Annotated in this window: 16 protein-coding genes; 2 read left to right on the forward strand and 14 right to left on the reverse strand. The window is 49.2% G+C overall.

All coding sequences use genetic code 11. The features are described from left to right. Nucleotides 1–8 precede the first annotated feature (8 nt). The 10 genes from AC58U0_RS05295 to AC58U0_RS05340 form a co-directional block, all read right to left on the reverse strand. On the reverse strand, nt 9–2,720 hold the full coding sequence (locus tag AC58U0_RS05295; protein WP_497377975.1) for a hypothetical protein: 2,712 nt from the start codon (nt 2,718–2,720) through the stop codon (nt 9–11). A 30-nt stretch (nt 2,721–2,750) separates the two neighbouring features. Further along, on the reverse strand, nt 2,751–4,055 hold the full coding sequence (locus AC58U0_RS05300) for an alpha-L-fucosidase (RefSeq protein ID WP_497377976.1): 1,305 nt from the start codon (nt 4,053–4,055) through the stop codon (nt 2,751–2,753). Between the two features lie 36 nt (nt 4,056–4,091). Beyond that, a complete protein-coding gene (locus tag AC58U0_RS05305) occupies nt 4,092–4,871 on the reverse strand; it encodes an SDR family NAD(P)-dependent oxidoreductase (protein ID WP_497377977.1) in 780 nt (259 codons plus the stop codon). Beyond that, on the reverse strand, nt 4,846–7,554 hold the full coding sequence (locus AC58U0_RS05310) for a family 78 glycoside hydrolase catalytic domain (protein WP_497377978.1): 2,709 nt from the start codon (nt 7,552–7,554) through the stop codon (nt 4,846–4,848). Before AC58U0_RS05310 ends, AC58U0_RS05305 begins: the two co-directional genes overlap by 26 nt. Before the next feature lie 198 nt (nt 7,555–7,752). Then, nucleotides 7,753–8,391, reverse strand: a complete 639-nt coding sequence (locus tag AC58U0_RS05315) for an SGNH/GDSL hydrolase family protein (protein WP_497377979.1) — start codon at nt 8,389–8,391, stop codon at nt 7,753–7,755. Nucleotides 8,392–8,482: 91 nt separating this feature from the next. Further along, complete coding sequence (locus AC58U0_RS05320; RefSeq protein WP_497377980.1) at nt 8,483–9,424, reverse strand: dihydrodipicolinate synthase family protein; 942 nt, start codon at nt 9,422–9,424, stop codon at nt 8,483–8,485. Between the two features lie 19 nt (nt 9,425–9,443). After that, entirely contained in the window at nt 9,444–10,337 is an 894-nt protein-coding gene (gene dapA, locus AC58U0_RS05325) for a 4-hydroxy-tetrahydrodipicolinate synthase (protein ID WP_497377981.1), read from the reverse strand. 41 nt (nt 10,338–10,378) lie between these two features. Next, a complete protein-coding gene (pdxA, locus tag AC58U0_RS05330; protein WP_497377982.1) occupies nt 10,379–11,398 on the reverse strand; it encodes a 4-hydroxythreonine-4-phosphate dehydrogenase PdxA in 1,020 nt (339 codons plus the stop codon). Further along, complete coding sequence (locus AC58U0_RS05335; RefSeq protein ID WP_497377983.1) at nt 11,395–12,699, reverse strand: four-carbon acid sugar kinase family protein; 1,305 nt, start codon at nt 12,697–12,699, stop codon at nt 11,395–11,397. The genes pdxA and AC58U0_RS05335 overlap by 4 nt, the downstream gene beginning before the upstream one ends. 315 nt (nt 12,700–13,014) lie before the next feature. After that, complete coding sequence (locus tag AC58U0_RS05340; RefSeq protein ID WP_497378254.1) at nt 13,015–14,163, reverse strand: iron-containing alcohol dehydrogenase; 1,149 nt, start codon at nt 14,161–14,163, stop codon at nt 13,015–13,017. A gap of 237 nt (nt 14,164–14,400) precedes the next feature. Between AC58U0_RS05340 and AC58U0_RS05345 the strand changes: the two genes are divergently transcribed. Then, nucleotides 14,401–15,405, forward strand: coding sequence for a glycoside hydrolase family protein (locus AC58U0_RS05345; RefSeq protein WP_497377984.1), 1,005 nt, complete (start codon nt 14,401–14,403; stop codon nt 15,403–15,405). A gap of 38 nt (nt 15,406–15,443) precedes the next feature. After that, complete coding sequence (locus AC58U0_RS05350) at nt 15,444–18,110, forward strand: alpha-L-rhamnosidase (protein WP_497377985.1); 2,667 nt, start codon at nt 15,444–15,446, stop codon at nt 18,108–18,110. 337 nt (nt 18,111–18,447) lie between these two features. Here AC58U0_RS05350 and AC58U0_RS05355 read toward each other — a convergent pair whose 3' ends face one another. The 4 genes from AC58U0_RS05355 to AC58U0_RS05370 form a co-directional block, all read right to left on the reverse strand. Beyond that, a complete protein-coding gene (locus AC58U0_RS05355) occupies nt 18,448–20,730 on the reverse strand; it encodes a glycoside hydrolase family 95 protein (protein ID WP_497377986.1) in 2,283 nt (760 codons plus the stop codon). A 69-nt stretch (nt 20,731–20,799) separates the two neighbouring features. Then, on the reverse strand, nt 20,800–22,326 hold the full coding sequence (locus tag AC58U0_RS05360) for a four-carbon acid sugar kinase family protein (protein WP_497377987.1): 1,527 nt from the start codon (nt 22,324–22,326) through the stop codon (nt 20,800–20,802). Nucleotides 22,327–22,333: 7 nt separating this feature from the next. Next, complete coding sequence (locus AC58U0_RS05365; protein WP_497377988.1) at nt 22,334–23,593, reverse strand: ribulose-bisphosphate carboxylase large subunit family protein; 1,260 nt, start codon at nt 23,591–23,593, stop codon at nt 22,334–22,336. A 28-nt stretch (nt 23,594–23,621) separates the two neighbouring features. Next, nucleotides 23,622–24,278, reverse strand: coding sequence for an aspartate/glutamate racemase family protein (locus tag AC58U0_RS05370; protein WP_497377989.1), 657 nt, complete (start codon nt 24,276–24,278; stop codon nt 23,622–23,624). Nucleotides 24,279–24,297 lie beyond the last annotated feature (19 nt).

Raw genomic sequence — 24,297 nt, forward strand, 5'->3', positions numbered from 1 at the left:
TCACTTGCTTACTCGTACAGCCAATCCAATGTGTTGATGCCATCGTTTTTGTGCTCGACATTCCTTGGCCGAATGTCTAGATCAGCAGGTACGACGCCCAAGATCAAGTAAGCTCCCTTGCCAAAATCAAGCGAATGCCGCCCTGCTTCGTAACGAAACGTATGGACATTGACAGATGGATACGCGTACAAACGCAATCCTTTTTGCAATACCGGAGCATACCCGCCCAAGTCATCCGCGTGTGTGTTTTCCTCCAAGCTGGGAACTTGAAGCCACTGCTCATCCTTCGAATTGAAATAACCGATCAACACCTTGGATGGCTGCTGCAATTCGATATCAATCGTCACTCCGCTCAGACCCGCTTCCATTTGGCTGAACCGGATTCCCGTTAAACCATCCAGCTCCTCCGCACAACCGACGATGTGAATGTCCCCATCCACAAACACTTGTGCTTCCTTCTCAATCAGGAATGTTTCCGCGTTTCCGGACAGCAAGGTGAACGGAACCTCCCGATATGGAACAATCGGTTCTTTCATATTCTTCAACGCCTCAGGCAGGGTGCCAGACTTTAATTCATTCAGATGGAACTGGAAGCGTTCCAATTCTAACTCATAGACTGGCAAACACCCCGTCCAATGCTTGTATTCAAGTCCGTTTCGAATCGGCACTTTCCGCTGCGGCGTTTGCATACTGTTGGCGAATAAATAGGTCTTTTCCGTCAAAGTCGTCAATGCGCGGTAGCTTTTCAAGGAGCTCTCAAGCTGCCCAGCGGCCTCTTCCAACAATTCCAACTGTGTGAAATACTCCCCTTGAGCCCTGCCTTTGTAAGTCAAAATGAGCAATGCCGCTTGAACTTTATGCACAAAGACATTGACCATGAGACGAATGGCCTGCATGTCATCGAACAAGCGATCAAATTCATCCCAGTTTCGTTTCACCAACTTGCGCGCCCTTTCGATCGCTTGCACGGCATCTTCCGCATGCCGACTGACATCAGCGATAATTTCAGGCGGGGTCTCTCCGACGTGCGGTTCGCCTTTCAACTCCCGAATCACATATTCCTCCAGCCTTTCACCCTGAGGCGACTGTGATTCCCATAAATCTGGCCAAGGCATGTGCCGTTCCGGATTCGTCAATTGACTCATGGTCATTCCCAGGCTCATCGTTTGACGGTTGCCTTCGGTAATGCCGAATCGTCGCAGCAACTTGGGCGCACATTCTCCGGACGCTTCGTATGCGTCCAGTATTGCTTCGCCTGCTTCCGGGCTGCCGTATCTGTGGTCAAGCACTTCGATCCAGTAATGCCGTTCGGCTGCTGGATCACGATCCGGGTTCCAAGCGTAACGGAACCAGGCTGCGAACCAAATCCAATCGCGGTCCAGTTGTTTCAGCCTTGGCTCCGCCAAATCCGGCGAAAACGGCCAATCCCAGAAAAACAACGGATACAGATGCAGCCCGTTCGCTTTCAGCCGATATTTAGCCGCCTGCATACATTTTTGGATAAACGAAGGCGCCCCGAATCGGAAAGGCTCCAGGTTAGCAAGTATATGTACATTGACGATATGAATCGTCTTCAACGACCCTAGACGGTTATGAATGTCCTGCCATTTGCCTCGAGGTGTATATGTGGTCAACGATTCGCCGTTATATTTGGCCTCCGTATACAGATTCGGATACAGAGGCAGCGCCGCCTCAATGACTTTTTGCGGCTCGATCGCGTGCGAACGTAGAATAATCGGTGGCTTTTCCTTCACATTTGAATCCTTAAGCCCTTCCAACAAGCCTGCGAGAATCGTTTCGTTAAACCATTCTACTCCGTAAATTTGTCCCTGCAGTGCTTCTCCGAGGCAGACCATCATCCCCACGTTAGGGAATGATCGAACGAAAGAGGCGATCGATTTCTTATAGTAATCGCTCGTTAACGGCAGCGGCTTCGGTTGATGCAGCTTCAACCCGTGCTTTTCCGCAAAAGGCAGCGGAATATGAATGTTGTAAAACTTCAATACGAGCCATATGCCTCGTCGATCCGCTTCCTGCGCCACATAGCGGAACGTCTCAACGTTCAGCGCGAACTCTTCTTCCGTAACTTCAAGCGCCTCCGGGTACTCCTCTAATCTCACTAATGAGGAGAAGGGATGACCGGCCCACAAATAGACAATGTTGCACCGCTGCTCCAGTAACATGTCGAGAAAATCTTGCCACAATGACCGGTCGTAAAACCAGGGAAAGCGTGTGGGGGTAATCGGATATTCATACGTCTGACGAGGCGGTTCGACAGTTGTTTTCTGCAGTCCGATCGCCGGCCCCCTAAGTGCGAATCGCGGAGCGTCCCCGTAGGCGATATCTTCGGGCAGAAGCCCAGCAGCGCGAACACGCTGCGCAAGCTCCATACAGCCGTATAATATTCCGGAATCGCTGCCTCCGGAAACCGTCATCAGATTGCCCGGGCAAGCAGCAATATAAAACCCTTCTCCTTCCGGAGCTTCCGTGTGATACAAGAGTACGTCACGTTCTTCCAACTGCCGCAGCAAGTCAGATTCAATACGGTTTCCCACAAAGATTTTTCTCCCCGTTACTGACCGATAGCTATCCCACGTCCATGAAACTTCTTCAACTTTCACATCATATCCGCAGTCCAGCAATGCTTGTTTCAGCAGCCGGATGCCATTTTCCACCCGCGGGGCAGGATTCGGTGCGTATCCAAGAGTGATAGCTTTCATCCTTTATACCCAACCTCCATTCTTCTCACTTCATTTTAAAAATAGTTCGATGACCGGCACCGTAACATTCGGTTTCTTGACAGGAAGCGATAAGGTCACTGTATGCTCATCTCGCCCTTCCTTGAAGGCTCCGTTATCCATACCGCTTGGCACAAAGCCTTCTTTAAATCTGATTTCCGATGCGTCATTAAGGAATTGGGCATACGCCACTTTGCCGGCGAATCCGTGAAGATGGATATTTTTGAAAGGCCAGCTGTACACATGCACGTACATGCGATTCAACTGCGGATTGTAAGTTAACCGACAATCATCGGGGCAAACGAATGTATCCGGAGCTTGTGTGCATCCGTAGATGGAACGGTTGTGCCGCTTCATCCATTCCCCCATTCCCTTCAACCGGTCTACGGCACGCTCGTCGAATTCACCGCGTCCGGTTGGGCCGACATTCAATAATAGATTGCCACCCTTACTTACGGTATCAATCATCATTTTGATCAGCAACTCGACGCTTTTCCATGACTCTTCTTCCCGGTGATAGCCCCACGAACCGCTGAAGGTGTGACATGTTTCCCATACGACGCGCTTACCGTTTACCTGGACCCATTTGGTCGGCATATACTGTTCAGGAGTTGTAATATCGCCCCCAACCTGTAAGCGGTCATTCAATAAAATATTCGGCTGTAAGGTCCGGATCATTCGGACCAGCTCTTCGCTGCCCCAATCTTCCTTCCCTTTACCCGCCAACCCGTTTTCTTCCGGGAACGAAAAATCATAAAATAACAGATCTACTTGACCGAAATCAGTCAGCAATTCCTTCGTTTGTCCATACAAATAGTTCCGGTAATTGGCGAAGTCCAGCGTTGTGTTCCCAGCGATATTATTAGGATCGAAACGAAGCGGATGCTTCGGATCAACCGTATAATGGGGATGATGCCAGTCTAGCAGGGAATAATATAAACCAACCTTCATCTCGCGTTTACGAAACGCATCTACCATAGGTCTTAGCAAATCTCGCCCAGCCGGAGAATTCGTCGCTTTATAATCAGTAAGCTTGCTGTCCCATAAGCAAAAACCCTCATGGTGCTTCGTCGTCACCACGAAGTACTTCATGCCCGCGTCAGAAGCGAGCTGTGCCCAAAGATCGGGATCGTACAAATCGGGATCAAATCTTTTGAAATATTTTTGGCTGTACTGTTCCCCGCTCAATTTTTCCCGGGATTGCAGCCATTCATGCCTAGCTGCAAGCGAATATAGTCCCCAATGGATAAACATGCCGAATCGGTCATGTGTAAACCATTCACTGTCTCCTGCGGTTTTCTCAACTTCGAATGTCATAGTCTCTCTCCCTTGTTATGATTAACCGTTCGATCTTTAATCGAAGACCTGCAGAACAGACCTGCCTCCGTCAACAACGAGATTCGCTCCCGCAATGAATCCCGCTTCATCAGAAGCAAGAAAAACGGCCGCATTCGCCACGTCTTCCGGCTTACCGAATCGCCCGACAGGGTGTGTTGCCAGCATGGCACTGCGTTTCTGTTCCCGGTTTGGATAGGACTGCATGTAGGTCTCGGCAAGCGGGGTTTCAATAAACCCCGGGCTAATGGTATTCGCACGGATTCCCTGACCTCCGAAATCGACACAAATCCCTTGCGCCATCGCAAGCATGCCTGCCTTGGAAGAGTGATAAGGGAAATGATTTCGCTGTGTACGGATAACATGAGTCGAGCCGATGTTGACTATGCTGCCACCACCCTGTTCCATCATGAACGGAATGGCGTGCTTGCAGCAGTACCAAGCGCTTTTCAAATTCAAATTCATCACGTGATCCCAAGCTGCTTCGTCAGCTGTCACGACGTTCGAACTGAAAGTAACCCCGGCGTTGTTAACGAGAATATGCAGGGCGCCGAAATATGTTTTGGCCGCTTCCATCAAGGCAATTACGCTGTTTTCGGCGCGAATATCGGCATGGACAAACAAGGCGTTCCCACCTGCCTCTACGATCTCTTCGACGACCCGAACTCCCTCTTCGGATATGTCATTGACGATCACGCAGGCTCCCTCTTCGGCGAATCGCCGTGCAACAGCCTCTCCAATACCGGAAGCTGCCCCGGTAACAACAGCTACTTTACGCTCCAATCTCATGCGTGACATTTGTCTCCGCTCCCAGACTCAATCCGACATCTGTCCACCGAGAAACGAATGTGTAACTTCCTGAACCAGCGCTGTAAATGGATTTATTGTTTTCCATTCCTACATAATGCAATCCCTCGGTTACGTGCCCATCCTCATTCAGGACGGCACCTGGCACATAGATCGTGGCGGTTGTGTTCACAGGAATTTGGACTTTCAAAACGAAGCACGACCGCTCCAATTTCCACTCTACTCGGATCCTGCCGTATACAGAATGAAATTCGCCCTTGGCGAAATGGAGCCCGCCCCCTGGACGCGGATGAATCACAATATGCTTATATCCCGGTCTGTCCTCATCTGTGTTGATCCCCAACATATTTTGATACATCCACTCGCCGACTGAACCCAATGAGTAATGATTAAACGAATTCATACCCGGATTCTGGAATCCGTTTGTTTCTGTCCAGGCGTCCCACCGTTCCCAAATAGTCGTAGCTCCATGCTTGATGGAATAAAGCCACGAAGGGAAAGTACCTTGATTGAGCAAAGTGTAAGCAAGATCTTCTCTCCCCCCTTCCGTTAAAGCAGGAAGTAAATACCCGACGCCGAGAAAACCTGTCGTCAAATGATTGCCGTGCAGCTGGATATTCCCCGCCAAATGTCGAACCGCAAGTTTGCGCTGCTCTTCTGTCAGCAGGTTCATCTTCAGTGCAAGCACGTATACGGTCTGCGTATCTCCTTTGATCCGTCCGGCCTCATCCACAAACGCATCCTCGAAAGCTTGTTTGATCTTTTCAAACAAATCCGCGTATTTACGTGCATCTTCTTCCTTGCCGAGTGCCTTCGCAGATTTGGACAACAGTAAGGTGCTGTAAGCGAAATAAGCAGTATCAAGCACGTCCTTTGGCGTGTCCGCATGGATGGAGAGCCAATCACCATAATTCGAGTAACCCGGTCGGATCAAGTTCACCGTGTTTGCTTGCAAATACTCCACCCATCTGACCATCGCCGGATAGCATTCCTCCAAATTTCTGTAGTCACCATATACCTGGTAAACGGTCCAAGGAATTATAACCCCCGCATCCCCCCATCCGCCATTGTCGGGAGCATGCCAGTTAAGTTCCGCATGATTATGCTTAAACGCTTCCCAGCCGGCATCCGGCGCCACATCTGGAAAAGCTCCGGAGGGCCGTTGGGCATCGATAACATCGATCATATACTTATTGAAAAAGCGTCCGACATCCATATTAAAACTGGCTGTACGAGCAAAAATTTGCGCATCCCCCGTCCAACCTAGCCGTTCGTCACGCTGCGGACAGTCCGTCGGCACACTGAGAAAATTGCCACGTTGTCCCCACTCAATATTGCTTAGAAGCTTATTCAGCATGACGTTGGAAGTTTCTAACCAACCCGTTTGCGGCGTCGCCGAATGAACCACTCTGCCGATGACCGTTTGCAGGGTGGGCGAACTCGTCAATCCTATTACTTCCACATACCGGAAGCCGTGAAAAGTAAAGTGAGGTTCCAGACATTCCTCCCTATCGCCTCTCAAGATGTATGTCTCCTGCTGAATGGCTTCGCGCAGATTTATGGTGTATAACGTATTGTCTTCATTCAACATTTCCGCGCAGCTGACAGTAACTTCCTGACCTTCTTGCCCGTCTTCAATTTGAAGACGAACCCAACCGACCATATTTTGTCCCATGTCAAATAGATAAGAGCCACGGGATGTTTGCTTCATGCTGATCGGCAGCAGTTCCTTCATAACTTGAACAGGAGGATCTACTTGTGCAGTCAAAATCCCTTCGTAACGTTCCAAAACAACAGGCGTCTCCCAAGAGTCATCATCAAAACCAGGCAGGCTCCATCCCTTCGGTTCCAGACGGGCGTCAAAACTTTCGCCTTTTAGTAAATCCGAGTACAGGATAGGACCTGCAAACACTTTCCATGATTCATCTGTCACAATAATGTCAGAGGAACCGTCCTCATATTCGATATGCAGTTCAAGTAGCAAGTAAGGGGTGTCCCCGTACCTGTTCGGACCGAACATACCCACGTGACCGGCATACCATCCGGTGCCTACGATCGCACCTATAGCCATACTTCCCGTACTCAGATACGCCGCTACGTCATAGGTTTGGACCTGTACCCTAATGTTGTAATCTGTCCATCCGGGGGCAAAATAGTCTCGTCCTACCCTTTCACCGTTCATATGCAGTTCGTACAAGCCCAATGCAGTTGCATAAATGAAAGCTTGGCGGACCGGCTTTTCGATTCGAAATCTTTTTCTCATATAGGGAGAAGGCAAAAGCTCCGTATTCTGAGGATTGGTTCTGCCAATCCAACGTGCTTGCCATTCGTTTTCGTTTAGAAATCCCATCGACCAGTGAGCTGACCTGCTCCACTCAGACACCATATCGCGTTTATCCCAAACCCTGACCCTCCAATAATAAACTCGCTTGGATTCTAGAGGTGCTCCTCCGTAAGAGACATGGATAGATTGGTCGGAATGAACCTTTCCACTGTCCCATAGATCGCCCTTATTTTCATTCAACAACTCTGGACGAGATGCTACCAATACGTGATAGGCCGACTGGACTTGACCGCATTCTTCCGATTCCATGATCCAGCTTAAGCGGGGAACGGTTGTAACGATACCTAACGGATTTTCGATGTATTCCGTTTTTAGTTCAGAAACTTTCATAGTCCTCTCCTCCTATAGACAGACTCCCTTCACCGGGATGCTTGAGTCAAGTGTATCTAAAATTCAACTTTCGTTTATAGGGCGAATTCACCTATTTTATAGGCGACGCCTTCCACCTCTCCATGAATCTCATGAAAAAAGTCATGAAAAAGACTGCATCCATGGTGAATGGCATGCAGTCTAATTAATAGATCCGGACTAATTCCTATTGGGGGTGCCCGTAACCGCCTTCAGCCAAGTAGTGGCCATCAGCATATCTCCGAGCGTGTTCATGTGTACGCCATCAGTCGTTAAGTCCTGACCTGTTTCACAGTGTAAGAAATCGATGAATGCTTCATGCGTCGGCACAAGGATGCCACTATATTCTTCCGTCAGACGGTTAACAATGTCCACGTAAGGCTTCAGTAACTGGGTCCCTGTAGAATCAGGATACTCCTTGATGACCGTAGGCTGCATGAGAATCGCACGACAATTGGGTACTTGTTTCGTTTGATCCAGCAGGCTGCGATACACCGCTTCGAACTTGTCGGGGTACACCTGATCAGCATCCTGCGAATCCAATTGCCGCCATACATCATTGATTCCGATAGAAATCGAAACCCATTGCGGTTGGTGATCCATTACGTCGATTCTCCATCTTTTCTCCAAATCAATCACGCGGTTTCCGGATACACCTTCATTGATTATTTTCAACGACAGTTTCGGATATACCGCAGTGAGATAATCATGCAGCAGCCTTACATAACCCGAGCCCAGCTTTAAGGGGTCCTTTTTTCTTCCTTTGTCCGTTATACTGTCACCGATAAATACGATTTTGTCCTTTGCTTTAAATGGCACTGTAACGCCCCCTCGTATTTTCATTCCCTGATCGACGGCCTTGAGGCAGCATGCTGCAGCTTCGAATTCGCCAAAGGGTCAGCTGTTCTTTTCAAACGTTTACATTTTGTTTTGTCATAAGCTGCTGCTTGAACAGATGATACAGTGTATCGAGCTGCTCCACCTCAAACCTTTGGTTTTCTCTGAAATTACTAGAATCTCTGGTACGGCAGTGTATCGTTAGGGGTTGGCCTATTTTTTGCAGATGATATTTCGCATTGACGGGATACATCTGCAGTTCGATCAAGGACGCCGGTCCTACAAATGCTTGTATCATTTCGGCCGTATTGCTCTCTAAATCCCAACGCTCCATCAGTTGTACATACAGCTCGGGATGAAAATTGGCCATTACGCCGCTGAAGCCAGCTGTGCCCAAGCATAGCGATTCAAGCAGTGTTGCAGAATTAGCATTGAATATTTTCAATGGACTTCCTTTAACCGCATCGAGTTTCTCGGCAATAAGCTTAAGATCGCAGCTCGTGTCCTTGAGAAACCCAAACCTGCCCGTATCCGCGCACCATTTGAGCAGTTTCGGGGTCATCAGCCTTTTATAAGGATAGGGGCATTCGTAAATACCAAAAAGCACATCCGGCACTCGATCCAGCAGCTCCATTGCACGGTTCAACCATACCTCGTCCGATTCTTCCGGCCCGGCAAGCCGGTTGCTGACCAACACGACCGCATCAACTCCCGTGTCAGCCATCCGCTGAAGCTCTTCCACCTGTTCATCGAATCCGTCTGAGATGTGGCCAGAAGCGATCACTGGCACACGTCCAGAAGCCTTCTCCTTAACGAACCCCGCGATCGCTACTCTCTCCTCCAAGGATAAGTAAAACATTTCACTCGATTGGCAGACCGCGAAAAGGCCGTGAACACCTTGGGCAATATACCATTCGACCAATTGCCCTAATGCGCCATAGTCCACTTCGTTGGAATTTGTGAACGGGGTCAGCATCGTTGGCCAAACGCCATTCGGAATGTTTACATCCTTCATCTTCAGCACCTCTTCCTGATCATTTTATGACCCCTTCGCCCATATATCGATCCATCACAATTCTCAGCTCCTCTTTAGCTGATGGAGTGAGAGATTGAACCGGCAGTCGCGGTTCTCCCGCAGGCAAACCAATCATGTTCATCACTTCCTTCAGAACAGATGGCAGGGTGCCAAGCGAGAATGCACTGCGCAAAGCGCGCAGCTTTCGCTGCGATAATTCGGCTTCTTCCGGTTTACCCTGCATCCATAAATCGTAAATGGAGCTGACGACCTTCGGGAATACATTGGCTGTAGCTGCAATGGCTCCATGTCCGCCAGCCATCAGTGTCGGCAATATGACCGAGTCCGTCCCTGCCAATACGGCAAAATCCGGTTCGCACAGCTCTAGAACTTGCAAAATGTTATCGAAGCTTCCACTGCTGTCTTTTATTCCAACAATGTTAGGCACTTTACTTAACTCCATGACCGTCCGAGGTAAAATCGCGTTTCCGGTCCTCGCCGGAATGTTATACAAAATAATAGGCAGTGCCGTCGCTTCTGCAACCGTACGGAAATGTCCGATCAGCTCCTGCTGTGTAAACGTCAAAAAATAAGGAGTAATAATGGATAACGCATCGGCTCCCATTTGTTCCAGGCGTGCTGCCAACTGGGCGGTTTCCTTTGTTCCGATGCACCCTGCTCCCACATAAACCGGAAGCCTTCCTTGCGCTTCTTCTATGGCGATCTCGGCAACTCGCAGCTTTTCTTCGATAGTCAAAGAAAAGAACTCCCCATTGGTACCTAGGCAAAATAGACCGTGAACGTTTGCATCGATAAACCTACGGACTAATAGTCGTAATGCGGACTCGTTGATGTTTTGAGTTTCGTCAAAAGGGGTAATCATAGCGGGAATAATGCCGGCGGGCTTTAACATCGTATCTCTCCTTGTTTAGAACGGATGGTAGAATGAATCGGTTATATGTTTTGTGAAAGGTTGTCAATCCGTTTGGGCGCAAGCTCTACCGCAGAGCGGATCGCTGCCAACATACTTCGTTCATCCGCTTTACCTGTACCGGCAATGTCAAAGGCCGTTCCATGATCGACTGAAGTGCGGATGATGCCTCCGTTCAACCCGATCGTGATATTGACACCGGCTTCAATGCCGAGCACTTTGATCGGAACATGTCCTTGATCATGATAACAAGCCACTACAATGTCAAAGTCCCCGCGAACAGCCCGATAAAATAGGGTATCCGCAGGATAAGGACCGGTAACGTCCACACCTTCTTCCGCTGCCTGCATGATGCCGGGAATCAATTTCTGTTCTTCCTCTCCGTTCCCAAACAAGCCATTCTCCCCTGCATGAGGATTAATCCCGCAAACGGCGATACGCGGTCTATCATTTCCAGCCCTACGTAACGTTTCATGCGCCAGCTTAATCACCTTGTATGTCCGCTCCGGATCGATCATCTCGATCGCCTGAATCAATCCGACGTGTGTGGTCAGATGTATGACCTTTAGCTTCGGAGCAGTGAGCATCATGGAATAGTCTTCGGTACGCGTCAATCCGGCCAATATTTCCGTATGACCCGGATAGAGGTGACCGCCTTTGTGCAAAGCCTCCTTGTTTAACGGGGCGGTACATATGGCGTCGATTTGCCGGGCCAACGCCAGCTCCACCGCTTTCTCAACGAACTTGTAAGCGGCGTGTCCAGCCTCGGCAGATACTTTACCGAACGGAAGATTCGGTGGGAGTAGACGTACATCCATGCAATCAATGCTGCCGTATTCGTAACGCCCCTCTTGCGGTCCTGACACTGTATGTATGGAAGCCGATCCTCCTACGATCTGAAGAGCCCGTTTCAACATAACGGGGTCGCCGATCACGAACGGACGACAGATTTCGTAAACTGCAGCATGATGTAGCGCTTTCACGATTATTTCTGGCCCGATGCCTGATGCATCGCCCATTGTGATTCCAATTATTGGTTTCATATCCTCCCGATTCCTCCATTCAATGATTCCAACGCTCGCAGCAGCACTTGATCCGATCCAAATCCCCCCGCTTTAGTGACCGCTGGAAGCGGTTCGTCCATCATGAGCAGTCCAATCGGCACGCCGCTTTCCACCTCGTCAAGCACATGGAATTCGATCGCATGGAGAGCTGAGCAAATATGTTTTGCAGTATCTCCTCCCGTCATGACGATCCCTCCAACCCCAACTCGTCTCAGTACACGGGACACCGATTCCCCCAAAGCTTGCGATACCGCGTTGCTGACATCTTGCGCATCCATGCCGTTTCTTACGCCAGCATCCTGAGCGAGTCGTATAGCTTCCCGGTCACCTGACGAATATAACACCGTATGAAGGTTTGCGCTTAAGGTCAGCGCTGCTTCTTCCTCCGCTTTCGCCAATTCCTGCTCCCTTTCGGTTTTGCCCGATACGAGCCGGTAAGCCTCCAACTGGATGCCCCGTACTTCCGGATTACTGAGAAGGACATCCAATTGGCGACGCGACCGAGGACTGACGCTGCCAATCACGATAAGTATGGGTCCGTCCGTTTTGCGACATTCCTGTGGCGAGGGCTGTGTTAAAGACGAATGTTGAACAGCCAGTTGTCGCGCCAAGCCGGCTGAACCGACCCAAATGGCCGAGTAAGTTGTCTCCCCGACTAAGGAAACGATACGACGCAGGTCGTCATCATCGGCCGAATCGACGAGTAAGTAGCTGATTCCACGAGACATGCAGCTTTGCATAACCAGCTCCAACGCGCTACTTCCACCCGCTAATATTGCGGATGGGATGACTTCAATAGGCTGCTTTGTCTGCCGATGCAGCAAGTCGGGGATGTACGATTCGGTGACCGGCGTTTTCGGATCGTTTGCGAACTCGGTTTCATGCAGCGGTTTACCATGCACATACAATCTGCCTTCCCGAACCAGACGCCCTGTTTCGGGATAGGCAGGGGCGATGATGACGAAATCGGGACGAAATGTGTCATAAACGGCATCAATTTCGGAACCGAGATTACCTCGCATAGTGGAATCGATTTTTTTAAACACAACATCCGCTCCAAAAGTTTGAGCGCACCTCGATGCCTCCGCAGCTCTTTGGTATGCCGATTCAGCATCTAGGGAACGGCTATCGGTCTCCAGTACGAGTACATCCCTCTCAGACACCGCTCCCGTCTCGGACATCAATTGCAGAAGCACGGATACTTGCAGCCCGCATTTGGCAAACTGTACACCTGTATCCCCCGCTCCCGTAATGTCATCGGCTATGACGGCAATTTTCAATTGCGGTTTCCTCCTTAGAGTTTTGCTTTTGCTTATCTGGTGAGGGGCATACTTGCGAATAAGAGTCTTTAGAAGCTGTTATTCTGCCATTTTTATCGCATATAGTGGAAATAGGAGCCCGTAGAGGCTCTTATTCTTAAGACTTTTCTTCATTTCGGTGAAATTCAAACAGATAGAGGTCTTTGGAGACTGCTATTTTTAGGAATCAATCTTATGTCAAAGAATTAGAAGTCCCTAGAAGCTCTTATTTACTGAACGATGGCTCATCCGCTCATCCGTTTTTCTCATTTACAAGCTGCTTAACTTCCCCAAATGTCATGGAAAGAGTTTCCGGTAAACAGACTTAATCGATTCCAAGTCCATCGGCTTTGGATTATTATTTAAAAGCCTGGTGACCTTTGATGCAGCGATCGCCAGATCTTCCACATCCCGTTCCGCAATGCCGAATTCACGCAAATTTTGCGGGATATGCATCTCTGATGTCCACTCAAAAATCTGCTCGATCACCCGTTCAGATGGGTCCTTCCCTCCCCCTTTCTCCACCTGCAGTCCCATAGCATGGGCTACATTTCCAAGCCGCCCAGATATGGCATCCATATTATAGGCCATGACATGCGGCAGCAGCATTGAATTGGCGACTCCGTGCGAAATGTTGAACTTGCCCCCGAGCGGATAAGCAAGCGCATGTACAGCTGCTGTGCCTGCCGCACTCAATGCCATTCCGCCGTACATCGACCCGAGCAGCATTTTCTCCCTCGGTCCGAGATCCGAGCCATTATGATAGGCATGAACCAGACTGTCTGCAATCAAGCGTATGGATTCCAAAGCAAACATGTCGCTTATCGGGTTGGCCTTATTGGATATATACGATTCCAAGGCATGTGTAAAAGCATCCATTCCTGTTGCTGCCGTAATCGGTTGCGGCAGGCTTAGCGTCAAAACAGGATCGATAATGACCAGTTTAGGCAGCAAGTGCCTGCTAATCACACCGACCTTTAACTGTTCTTCGGGAACGGTTACAATCGCATTGGGCGTCACTTCGGAACCGGTTCCCGAAGTCGTCGGCACTAGAACTGTCGGGATACCCGGTTGCGAAACGAGATCGGTGCCGATCAAACTCTGCACGTCCGTTGGATTCGTCAGCAAAACGGAAAATATTTTCGTAGCATCGAGAACGCTTCCTCCACCAATACCTATTAACAAATCCACAGGTTCTGCGGATATATTAGCGAATACTTCGCGTATATTGTCTACCGTCGGTTCCGGTTTCACCTCCGTTATACAACGGCTGGATATACCCGCTCGCTTGAGCTCGACGCCGATTTGCTCGATAATCCCCAGCGCTACTATAGAAGGCTGTGTAACGATCACCGCATGCCGAAATTCGCCGAGCAACTTGATTCGCGGAATCAGTTGGGCGATGGTATTACGTCCAGCGACAATGCTGCCAGCTGTCTGAAACATGTACGGATTGGATACATAATCGGCTTTCACTGTAGTCCCCCTTCCGAACGAAACTTCCATAATTCCCCCCCATCCTACGCCCGCTTACAGGCGATGTCAATGCAGCTGTAGGTTGAAGATGCAATCGCCCTATATATCGGATTCAATCCCCCCCTCAATAGGAAGAAGTATAATAGTAATCTTAAAAAAAGTTACATCTATCACAAGTTCTAACAACAGTTGAGGAGTGTGAAAACGATGAATATTGGGCCCTATGTAACACCATATAAATTGGGTAAACCGGTGCTTGTCGGATCCGGCATCCCTGGTCATTTTGATGAACGTGCTGTTGATTGCCCCTTTGTCTTTCAGCATAACGATAAGTTTTACATGATGTATGTAGGGTTTGACGGTACGGGTTATCAAACAGCCTTGGCCACAAGCAAAGACCTGTTACACTGGGATCACCTAAGAGTGATTTTACGACGAGATGAAGGTTCAGGCTGGGATTCGAAAAATATAGCAGGAACATGGATCTTGAAGGAAAATCAGATCGATGCTCCTCCAATACTTAAGAAATGGAACAACAAATACTGGCTGCTCTATCACGCCTATCCGGAGTTCGGGTACGAAGAAGGTTCGGCAAAAATCGGAATCGCATGGACGGAAGATGAACAGTTGCTGGAGTGGCACAGATACTCTGATCCGATTCTAACCCCGGAGGCAGGTGCGGATTGGGAAAAAGGCGGTTTATACAAGGAATGCCTAATTGAACATGACGATACTTTCTATTTGTTTTATAATGCCAAAAACACGAATAAGGGGAAATGGATCGAACAGACAGGCGTTGCTCTCTCCACTGACCTGATTGAGTGGCAGAGATACGAGCAAAACCCCATATTACATGTCTCTCCGGAAAGATGGGACTCTGGTTTTGTCAGCGACCCTTGTGTTTTACAGGATAAAGACCAATGGGTTATGTATTTCTTTGGCTATAATTACAAGCAAGCACAAGAAGGGATTGCGCTTTCGCAGGATCTTTTACATTGGGACAAATATCCCGATCCGATCATTCAGGTTGGAGAAGAGGGAACCATCGATTCCATTTTTGCCCATAAGCCTTCCGTCATTACTCATAATGGCGTGCTTTATCACTTCTATTGCTCCTGCAGACCCTATAAGGATGGCGATCCGACAAAAAATTACGGTAAAGAGTTCCGAACGATCAGCGTGGCCGCCTCGCAAGATGTCTTTCGTCAATGAATTTCAATTAGAGGATGGTTAAAAGGAGACTCAAACCGATGCAACTGGATGAAATGTTTGTTGAAAGCAAAATATGCCCTATTGGGGTCGATGTCACACGCCCTGCTTTCGGCTGGAGCTTCAAATCTGGTCTCGTTCGCTCGCAAATGCAAACAGCCTACCGGATCGTGGTGTCAACTGAAGAGGAATGTGTGCAGCGCTTCGTATGGGATAGCGGGAAAATGGCCAGCAGGAAAAACGTACATGTTCTATATGAAGGCCCTCCGCTACAGTCCCGTACTCGCTATTATTGGAGGCTTCAGTTTTGGGATCAAACCGATCAGATGACAGAAAGTCCGGTATCGTGGTGGGAAATGGGACTTTTAAAAGAAAGCGATTGGGCAGCCCGCTGGATTGGTGAACCTGACGGAGAGCCGCAGGAACGTGCTTCGCTTCCTTTGTTCCGATATGAATTCAACCTAGATAAATCTGTGGAAAGTGCAAGAGCTTACATATGCGGTTTGGGACAATACGAGCTTCGGTTAAACGGAAACAAGGTCAGCGACCATGTGCTTACGCCCGGATGGACTAACTTTGACAAAACTTGTCTCTACTGTGTTTACGATGTGACGGACGAAGTGAAAAAAGGCGCTAACGCGGTGGGCGTTATGCTGGGGAATGGGTTTTTCAACGTGACGGGCGGCCGTTACAGCAAATTCAAACACTCTTTTGGTACCCCGAGATGTATGATCCAGCTCGAAATCACGCATACCGATGGAACGACCGTCACGATTGTCAGTAATCAGGACTGGGAAACTTCTGCGGGACCGATCACCTTTTCATGCATATATGGAGGCGAGGACTTTGACGCACGCCGTGTGCAAGCGGGTTGGGATTTGCCCGGTTTCACGGAACGCGAAGCCTGGGGATACGCTGCCGAAGTTGCCCCGCCTGTTGGAAAGCTGAAATCACAAGCGCTTTCTCCTTTGAAAATCATGCAAACCTACAAACCAGTGAGCATATCGCAACCTACACCAGGCGTGTACGTCGCCGATTTCGGGCAAAACTTTTCAGGATGGGTTGAAATATCCGTTGTTGGTCAGGAAGGTTCCAAGATCACCCTATCCCCAGCAGAACTATTGAAGGATGATGGTACGGCCAATCAAAAATGGACCGGTTCCCCCTACAGATTTTCCTATATCCTGAAAGGAAACGGAGAAGAAATCTGGTCGCCTCGGTTCAGCTATTACGGTTTTCGTTATGTACAAATCGAAGGCGCTATTCCCGCAGATTCGTCCGTGTCCCCTACGGATTGCCCCGTTCTTGTCGCCATTGAAGGACAGATGATCTACCCAGATACGAAATTTTTAGGAAGGTTCGAAAGCTCGGATACTATGCTGAACCAGACGCACAAGATTATTAATCAAGCGATTCTCAGCAACATGAAAAGCCTGTTTACGGATTGTCCCCATCGAGAAAAGCTCGGATGGTTGGAACAAGTCCATCTGATGGGCCCCGCCGTAGCATTCAATTATCAGATTGAACCCTTGTTAACGAAAACGATGGAAGACATCAGAGATGCCCAACTGCCCAGCGGGATGGTGCCGACGACGGCACCCGAATACGTCGTGTTTTCAGATAAGTGGCGCTGCTTCCGCGATTCTGTTTCATGGGGCGGTGCGTATGTGTTGACAGGATGGAACCTATTTCGTATGTACGGCAACACTCGGGTTTTGGCCGAGCATTATGAGGGTATGAAAGCGTACATCGACTACGTAACTGAAAGCTCCGATCATTTAATCGTCAGTCAAGGGCTTGGTGATTGGTATGATGTCGGGGAAAAAGGACCCGGGTTCGTACAAAACACGCCAGTCTCTCATACTGAAACCGCGATGTTTTACCATATCGTAGATATTTTCGCACAAATCGCAAGCTTGTTAAACAACAGTCAGGACGCCGTCAACTACGCAGCCCTGCGGGAGAAGATCAAATCGGCATTTAATGACGCATTTTTTGAACGGGAAACATCCAGTTATGCGACAGGGAGTCAAACCTCGAACGCCATGCCGCTTGTATTGGGGCTCGTCGATGAGCCGAATAAGGAAACCGTACTATCCCGAATAGTCGAAGACATTCGTCTGCATGGTTATCATACGACAGCGGGCGATGTCGGGCATCGTTATGTGCTGCTTGCACTCGCCCTGAATGGCCGTTCGGACATCATCTACGAAATGACTCGACAAACCGATCATCCGAGCTACGGATATCAAATCGCGCACGGTGCGACGACGTTGACAGAAGCATGGGACGGTCCGACCGTTGGCAAATCGCAAAACCATTTTATGCTCGGTCACTTGGAGGAATGGTTATACGCCGGCTTGGCTGGAATCGATTATCGATATGACCCTGACTTTGAAAGTTATAAGGTGACGATTAAACCGGCATTACCCCCAGGATTGGAAGAAGTCAAGGCTGAGCACTGGCTGCCTGTCGGATGTGTTTGTGTCGAATGGAAACGCAGTAATCAAACGCAATTGGTGTTTAATGTGGTAATTCCTGCAAACTGCTCGGGATATGTATACGTCCCAGCATTATCTATGGATGCGATTACAGAAAGCGGATCTAGGATTGAGAAAGCACACTGCGTCGAGATCATCGGTTATGAAGCCGGGTATGCCGTCCTTCGCGTATCTTCGGGACAGTACTGTTTTAATAGTGAAATATAACATTTCACAGGTCCGCTCTTTTCTCGTCTGTAAGATTGAAAACATCGTTACAGACGCGCTTCCGCTTCCCCTAGCGTCTGTAACGATGTAAAACAACCTTACAAAGGGACTCATATTCTTTAAATCTCACTGAAAATCAATTGAATTGACATATTTAAAAACCTTTTTGAGTCTTATATTGATCAACAGTCTCAAAAGTACAATGGTTCGTGTCAATTTCGCTTCAAATGGGCAATTTCAACCGTTATATTACTTTTGGGAACCTTCAACAAAAAAAAGAGCTTCCGACCGATGTATGGACTACACGGTGGACAACTCTTTAACATAGGATTACGATTTAGACCGACTCGATGACATAAGCCATTCCGGGGACCGTCTTAAACCCTACCACTTGATCCAATTGCGAATAATCTTTCAAGAGTTCAGCTCCAACTATACGAACTTCGACACTCGTTCGAACACGGCAAATACCACCGAGCTGCGATCGCACCTCAGCCGTTTCGAGTTTTCCGCTCCTCCATTTGATATCCACCTCAAAGCCCCCGCGTGCCCTCAGTCCTTTCACTTCTCCGTCCGACCATGCCATTGGCAGCGCCGGCAGCAAGTGAAGTTCTCCGGCATGGCTTTGCAGCAGCATTTCGGCGATGCCCGCAGTTCCCCCGAAGTTGCCATCGATTTGAAACGGTGGGTGGTTATCAAGCAGGTTCGGAAGCGTCGATTTGCTTAGCAGAGCCATGACGTTCTCATAAGCGGCCTCTCCGTCTTCTAGACGAGCCCAGAAATTGATGATCCATGCCCGGCTCCAACCGGTATGCCCGCCTCCGTGTGCAAGTCTGCGCTCCAACGTTTTGCGCGCTGCCTCGGCCAATGCCGGTGTTTTCCGAACGTTAATTTGACTGCCGGGATGAAGTCCGAACAGATGGGAAATATGCCGGTGTCCGGCCTTCTTCTCCTCGTAATCCTCGAGCCACTCCTGAAGTTGGCCGTAACGGCCGATCTGCGGCTCCGGAAGCCGACCACGGACATGAATCCACTCTTCCCGCAGCCCTTCGTCCGCTTCCAACAATTCGCTTGCCCGAATACATTCTGAGAACAAAGCATGTAAGATTTGATTATCCATCGCCGGTCCCATGGTGAGGCAGCCTCTTTCCCCGTTCGGCAGCACGTACGTATTTTCCGGCGATACGGATGGGCAGGTCACCAGCCTGCCGTCCGGAGTTTCTATTAAATAGTCAAGAAAGAACAATGCCGATTCTTTCATCGTTTCATATGCTCGCAGCAAAAATTCGCGGTCGCCGCCAAATTCGAAATGCTCCCATAGGTGCAAACAAAGCCATGCAGCACCCATCGGCCAGTACGTTGCCGGAATATATATGTCCTGCGGAGAAGTATCGCCCCAAATATCCGTATTGTGATGCGCAACGAATCCTCGGCAGCCGTACATGATTTGTGCGGTCTTCCGTCCGCGCTCGCGCATTCGCTCGATCAGGTCGAATAGCGGCTCGTGGCACTCCGACAAATTACATGTTTCGGCAGGCCAATAATTCATCTGAGCATTAATATTGATCGTATATTTGCTGTCCCACGGCGGCTCAATTTTATCATTCCAAATACCCTGCAAGTTGGCAGGCAAGGAGCCTGGACGGCTGCTGGATATGAGCAAATACCGGCCATATTGAAAATAGAGCGAAATGATACCTGAATCTTCGCCGCCCTCGCGAACCCGCTCCAGCCTCTTATCTGTCGGTAAATCCTTAGCTTCTTCCGAAGGGGGTTCCAGCTTAAAGGAAACACGGTCAAACAGACGTCCGAAGTCTTCCTGATGATCGTCCTTCAACCGCGAGTACGTTTTCGATACCGCTTCCTCTACCCGTCTGACGCATTCTGCCTCCGGATCTTCGTAACGGAATGAGGTGGCTGCCGCTACATAGAGTGTCAAACTGTCGGCTCGATCCACGATCAAATGTTCACCGATAACGTTGACGGCGCCTCCTTGAGTCTCCGCAAACAATACGGTACAAAATTCAGAACCACCGCCGCCGCAATTACCACGGATCGCAATACTGTGATCGGACAGCCTGCCTATTTGTTCCGCATACTTATTTTTCTCTCCCCGCATCAGACGCGCTGTCAACGATAAGGCGCCAGGCCTTTCAGCCTCCAGCCGTACCGCCAACACCTGATCGACGTGACTTGAAAGCATCTCGCGGGTATAACGAACACCGCCCATCCGGTAAGATAAGGATGCGGTGCCAGTACTTAAGTCAAGCTCCCGCACATAATCTTCGACCTCATCTTCGTGATCAGCAAACGCTAGCGTCAAATCGGCGAGCGGCATATAGTGGCGCTGCCCCTCCGGGACGCCAGAAAGTGCCATTACCGCAAGCTGCTCCGCTTTGCGGATTTGCCCTTCCGCGATCCATTGACGGATTTGCGGAAGATGCTGCAGGGCATCCGGATTGTCGCGTTCCTTCGGTCCCCCGTACCAAACCGAATCCTCGTTCAGCTGAATTTTTTCCTTGGCAACCTTGCCAAAAATCATGCCCCCCAGCCTGCCATTCCCAATCGGCAGCGCTTCGTTCCATTCGGCAGCTGGCTGCTGAAACCAAATTTTATTCATGAATACCTCCCAAGTATTTATGCAATTCCACGACCTTCGCCACCCGAACGTCATACCGCATCGCAATTTTTACAATGTCGTGCCAACTCTTACCTTTTCGAAAAAATTCTCACTGCCGACTTGTCCGCCTTTCAGCACAAGCTCCAGACCGTCAAACTGCAGCTCTTTCGAATATGCACAGCATAAAGGTCCACCAGGCTCAAGCGCCGCTTTACAGGCTAGTGCATAGATACCCAACTCACGTGTTATATAACCTGATGTATCCCCGCCAGCGATAAGAATGCGAGACAGACCTGTCTCTACCACTAGTTCTCTGGTCAGCATACCAAGCGCCTTGCCCAGCAGACGCCCGCTGTCTTCGGCCTTAAGCCCTTGTGCAACAAGTGTTTCACGGATGAGAGCGATCGTCTGGTCCTGAGGTCCCGTAGCCGTATACAGCACCACACTTCGACCGCTCTCCAGCACCGATCGCGCCTCTTGCTGCAATCGCAACTGCGCTTCCTGAGCCAGCTCCGGTTGGATCAATTCATTCATCGGAACCCGAATTCCGGTGAATCCTGCCTCCAAAGCACGCTGAATTTGTTTCTCTGTAACTGGTGAGCAGCTGCCCGACACCACTAAAAGACGATCGACAGATTCAATCGTAACTACATCCTGCTCTGCGGGTGGTAAGATACCATCTGCTTTCCAGCAAGCATTGAGCGCATATTCAACACCTGATGAGCCGACTACAAACAATCCCTCGCCATCATTCGCTTCCTGCCAGATCAAACGGCCTGATTTTTCTAATCGAGGCTCATCCAGAACATCGAATAACACGACATCGGGCTGTTCGTTTTCAATTAATTGCTCTAATTTCCCATGCACCTCTCCATCGGGTCCTTCTAGCGCTAAAATATCAAACAGTGAAGTTTGCATTTTCGTTTGCCATTGCAAATGCTTCCGTATATCCGCTTCTACCATCGGAGTCACGGGATGCTGCGACATCGTAGGATGGCGGTCGAGCCTATGTATGCGCTCTCCTGCTGCCGCAAAATGGTTACCAAAGAGTGTATACCTTCGTAAATAGGGCACCCCCACTAATAAAGGTACATAACGGCTACCGAATACATCCCTGCCGATCTCCATCGCTTTTCCGATACTTCCGATATCAGGTGAAGAATCAAATGTTGAGCATATCTTATAATGCACAACAACCGCTCCGGTCATCTTCATCGTTGTAAATAGAGGGCGTAATTCCCTCTCCATCTCCTCAGGTGATAAAGACCGTCCCACACCCGCCACCCCATAACAATCCATGTCTCGAAACTGCTCCTGCAGCATTTCCGGCGAAGGTGGCTCCAGAAACAAGATCGTTTTCACCCCTGCCTGGAACAAAGCTTCGAGTACATCAGTTGATCCGGTAAAATCGTCACCATAGTAACATAACAATCGCTTGATCTGATCTTGATCTTGTTCTTGTTCTTGTTCTTGTTCTTGTTCTTGTTCTTGATCCTGATCTTGATCTTGATCTTGTTCTTGATCCTGATCCTGATCTTGATCTTGATCTTGTTCTTGATCCTGATCCTGATTATCCACTAGCTTCATCCCGTTCATAGGCGTTTCAACCTCTCCCGTATTTTTCTATCGCACGTTGAAGCGGTGGATGCTGCTTAGCATACGTGTCAAGAGAAATCCCTTGCACAGCGGCCTCCCAGCCGAGCTTCATGCTCTCAAAGCCTGCTGATGGACCATCTGGATGCGCCAACATGCCGCCACCAGCCAAGTGCATCACATCAACGGAACGTGTAGCTTCATAGGTGACAGGAGCTGTACCCGCCCACTGCATAGACGAAATGACAGGCATCGAATGATACCCGCCTAATAACGGCGATGTGCAAGCTTGAATAGAACGCAATACGGATTCGTTGCTTTCATAGAATTTACTGTTAAAGCCATTGACATGAAGATGATCGGCACCTGCTAGACGGCATAACTTCTGATAGGCAGTAAATTCTATACCGAGCAAGGGACTCCTTGTCAGCATTCCCCATTGATTGCGATGACCATGAATCGGAACTTCACTGTACTGGTTCAAGTAAGCAAGGCCGCTCAATCCTACACTCAATACGCTGACCATAACGCATGTGCCGCCTGATTTCACGACGAGATCATGATTGCGGCGAAGCTCGTCAATGTCGCCAGTAATGTTAAAAGCATACATCAGCTTCTTTCCGGTTGCGTCAGCAGCTCGTTCGACGGCTTCCATAACAGCTTTCACCTTTTGCTCCAAGGGAGCACACGGAGGATTCGCATTCAACTCGTCATCTTTGATAAAATCCATCCCTGCTAGAGCAAGCTTCTTTACGAGCTCTGACAATTCTTCCGTAGATAACCCAATACTGGGCTTAATAATTGTGCCTAGAATGGGTCGATCATACACCCCTGTCAGCTTTCTTGTGCCTGCAATGCCAAACTTCGGTCCAGGATAACGGGTCGTAAATGATTCAGGCAGATCCAGATCCAAAAGACGCAGTCCCGAGAGTTCCTGGAGTTCATACAGATTTCCAGCTACAGCAGATAGCAAGTTAGGAATCGAATGACCAAAATTATGCAGCGGAAATGAGGCTGTTACGCGTCCTTGACGGTACTTGCCATCATGTCCAACAGGCGGTTTCGCTCCCGGTAAGGAAGGTGTATCTACTTCTGCAAGCTGTTCAATATGTTCGACGATTGCACCGAACTTCGCTTTTAATTCATCCGTTTCCCCTGGGACGGATGTAAAGGTGCCCGTTGATTGCTCCCCAGCAATCGTAGCCGCTGCACGTTCTAAAGAATATGGCGTTTCTACCAGATAGGTAGCTCTAACACGTTCTTGATTCATCCTGCCTCTCCCCCTATGCTTGCTACTGTTACGCTTTTTCCAACAAAGCTTTAACCGCTTCTATGCCCATTCGAGGAGAAGAAAGCACCGGCTTACCGGTTATTTCTTTGAGTTTCTGTTCCATGCGTGCCATCGAACCCTGTGCTAGTACAAGCACGTCAGCCGCATCTGCAATCCGCTTCGCCGTCTCCAACAAAATACGATCATGTTCCTCAGGTTTACCGCCAACAAGCGCATCAAATGCGCCTTCAGCAAGTCCATTAACGAGCGTTACCTGTCGGCCTGCTGCCTCTGCTTGCTTCTGTACGAGCCGCATCGTAGGTGTAAGTGTCGATGGCAGCGTCGCTAGCACCGCAATGCGTTCATAGCTAACAGCCGCTGCTGCCATGGATTCATCAATTTTCACAATGGGCACACCTATGAGTCGGCGCGCATCATCAACCACTTCGCCTACGGAGGAGCAAGTATTCAAGATCACATCAGCTCCTATTTCTTCACCATGATGAAAATACTGGATTAACCTTCGTGCCACTCCGGGTGGAACATGCCCTGCTTGCACCACATCGCCAATCAAGCTATCATCAATAATATTCACAAGCCTGCAATCTGGGAGCAATTCCTTAAACACCGCTTTTAGCGGGTCGGCCAAACCCTGGCCGGTATAGACAGCTACAACCGTCTTCATCATTCTTCCTCCTTCAATA

The organism is Paenibacillus sp. J31P190 (assembly GCF_059692075.1).

What these genes read in the sequence shown, in the direction of transcription:
- AC58U0_RS05295 (WP_497377975.1), bottom strand. Translation starts at nt 2,720, where the DNA reads ATGAAAGCTATCACTCTTGGATACGCACCGAATCCTGCCCCGCGGGTG.
- AC58U0_RS05300 (WP_497377976.1), bottom strand. Translation starts at nt 4,055, where the DNA reads ATGACATTCGAAGTTGAGAAAACCGCAGGAGACAGTGAATGGTTTACA.
- AC58U0_RS05305 (WP_497377977.1), bottom strand. Translation starts at nt 4,871, where the DNA reads ATGTCACGCATGAGATTGGAGCGTAAAGTAGCTGTTGTTACCGGGGCA.
- AC58U0_RS05310 (WP_497377978.1), bottom strand. Translation starts at nt 7,554, where the DNA reads ATGAAAGTTTCTGAACTAAAAACGGAATACATCGAAAATCCGTTAGGT.
- AC58U0_RS05320 (WP_497377980.1), bottom strand. Translation starts at nt 9,424, where the DNA reads ATGAAGGATGTAAACATTCCGAATGGCGTTTGGCCAACGATGCTGACC.
- dapA (WP_497377981.1), bottom strand. Translation starts at nt 10,337, where the DNA reads ATGTTAAAGCCCGCCGGCATTATTCCCGCTATGATTACCCCTTTTGAC.
- pdxA (WP_497377982.1), bottom strand. Translation starts at nt 11,398, where the DNA reads ATGAAACCAATAATTGGAATCACAATGGGCGATGCATCAGGCATCGGG.
- AC58U0_RS05340 (WP_497378254.1), bottom strand. Translation starts at nt 14,163, where the DNA reads ATGTTTCAGACAGCTGGCAGCATTGTCGCTGGACGTAATACCATCGCC.
- AC58U0_RS05345 (WP_497377984.1), top strand. Translation starts at nt 14,401, where the DNA reads ATGAATATTGGGCCCTATGTAACACCATATAAATTGGGTAAACCGGTG.
- AC58U0_RS05350 (WP_497377985.1), top strand. Translation starts at nt 15,444, where the DNA reads ATGCAACTGGATGAAATGTTTGTTGAAAGCAAAATATGCCCTATTGGG.
- AC58U0_RS05355 (WP_497377986.1), bottom strand. Translation starts at nt 20,730, where the DNA reads ATGAATAAAATTTGGTTTCAGCAGCCAGCTGCCGAATGGAACGAAGCG.
- AC58U0_RS05360 (WP_497377987.1), bottom strand. Translation starts at nt 22,326, where the DNA reads ATGAACGGGATGAAGCTAGTGGATAATCAGGATCAGGATCAAGAACAA.
- AC58U0_RS05365 (WP_497377988.1), bottom strand. Translation starts at nt 23,593, where the DNA reads ATGAATCAAGAACGTGTTAGAGCTACCTATCTGGTAGAAACGCCATAT.
- AC58U0_RS05370 (WP_497377989.1), bottom strand. Translation starts at nt 24,278, where the DNA reads ATGAAGACGGTTGTAGCTGTCTATACCGGCCAGGGTTTGGCCGACCCG.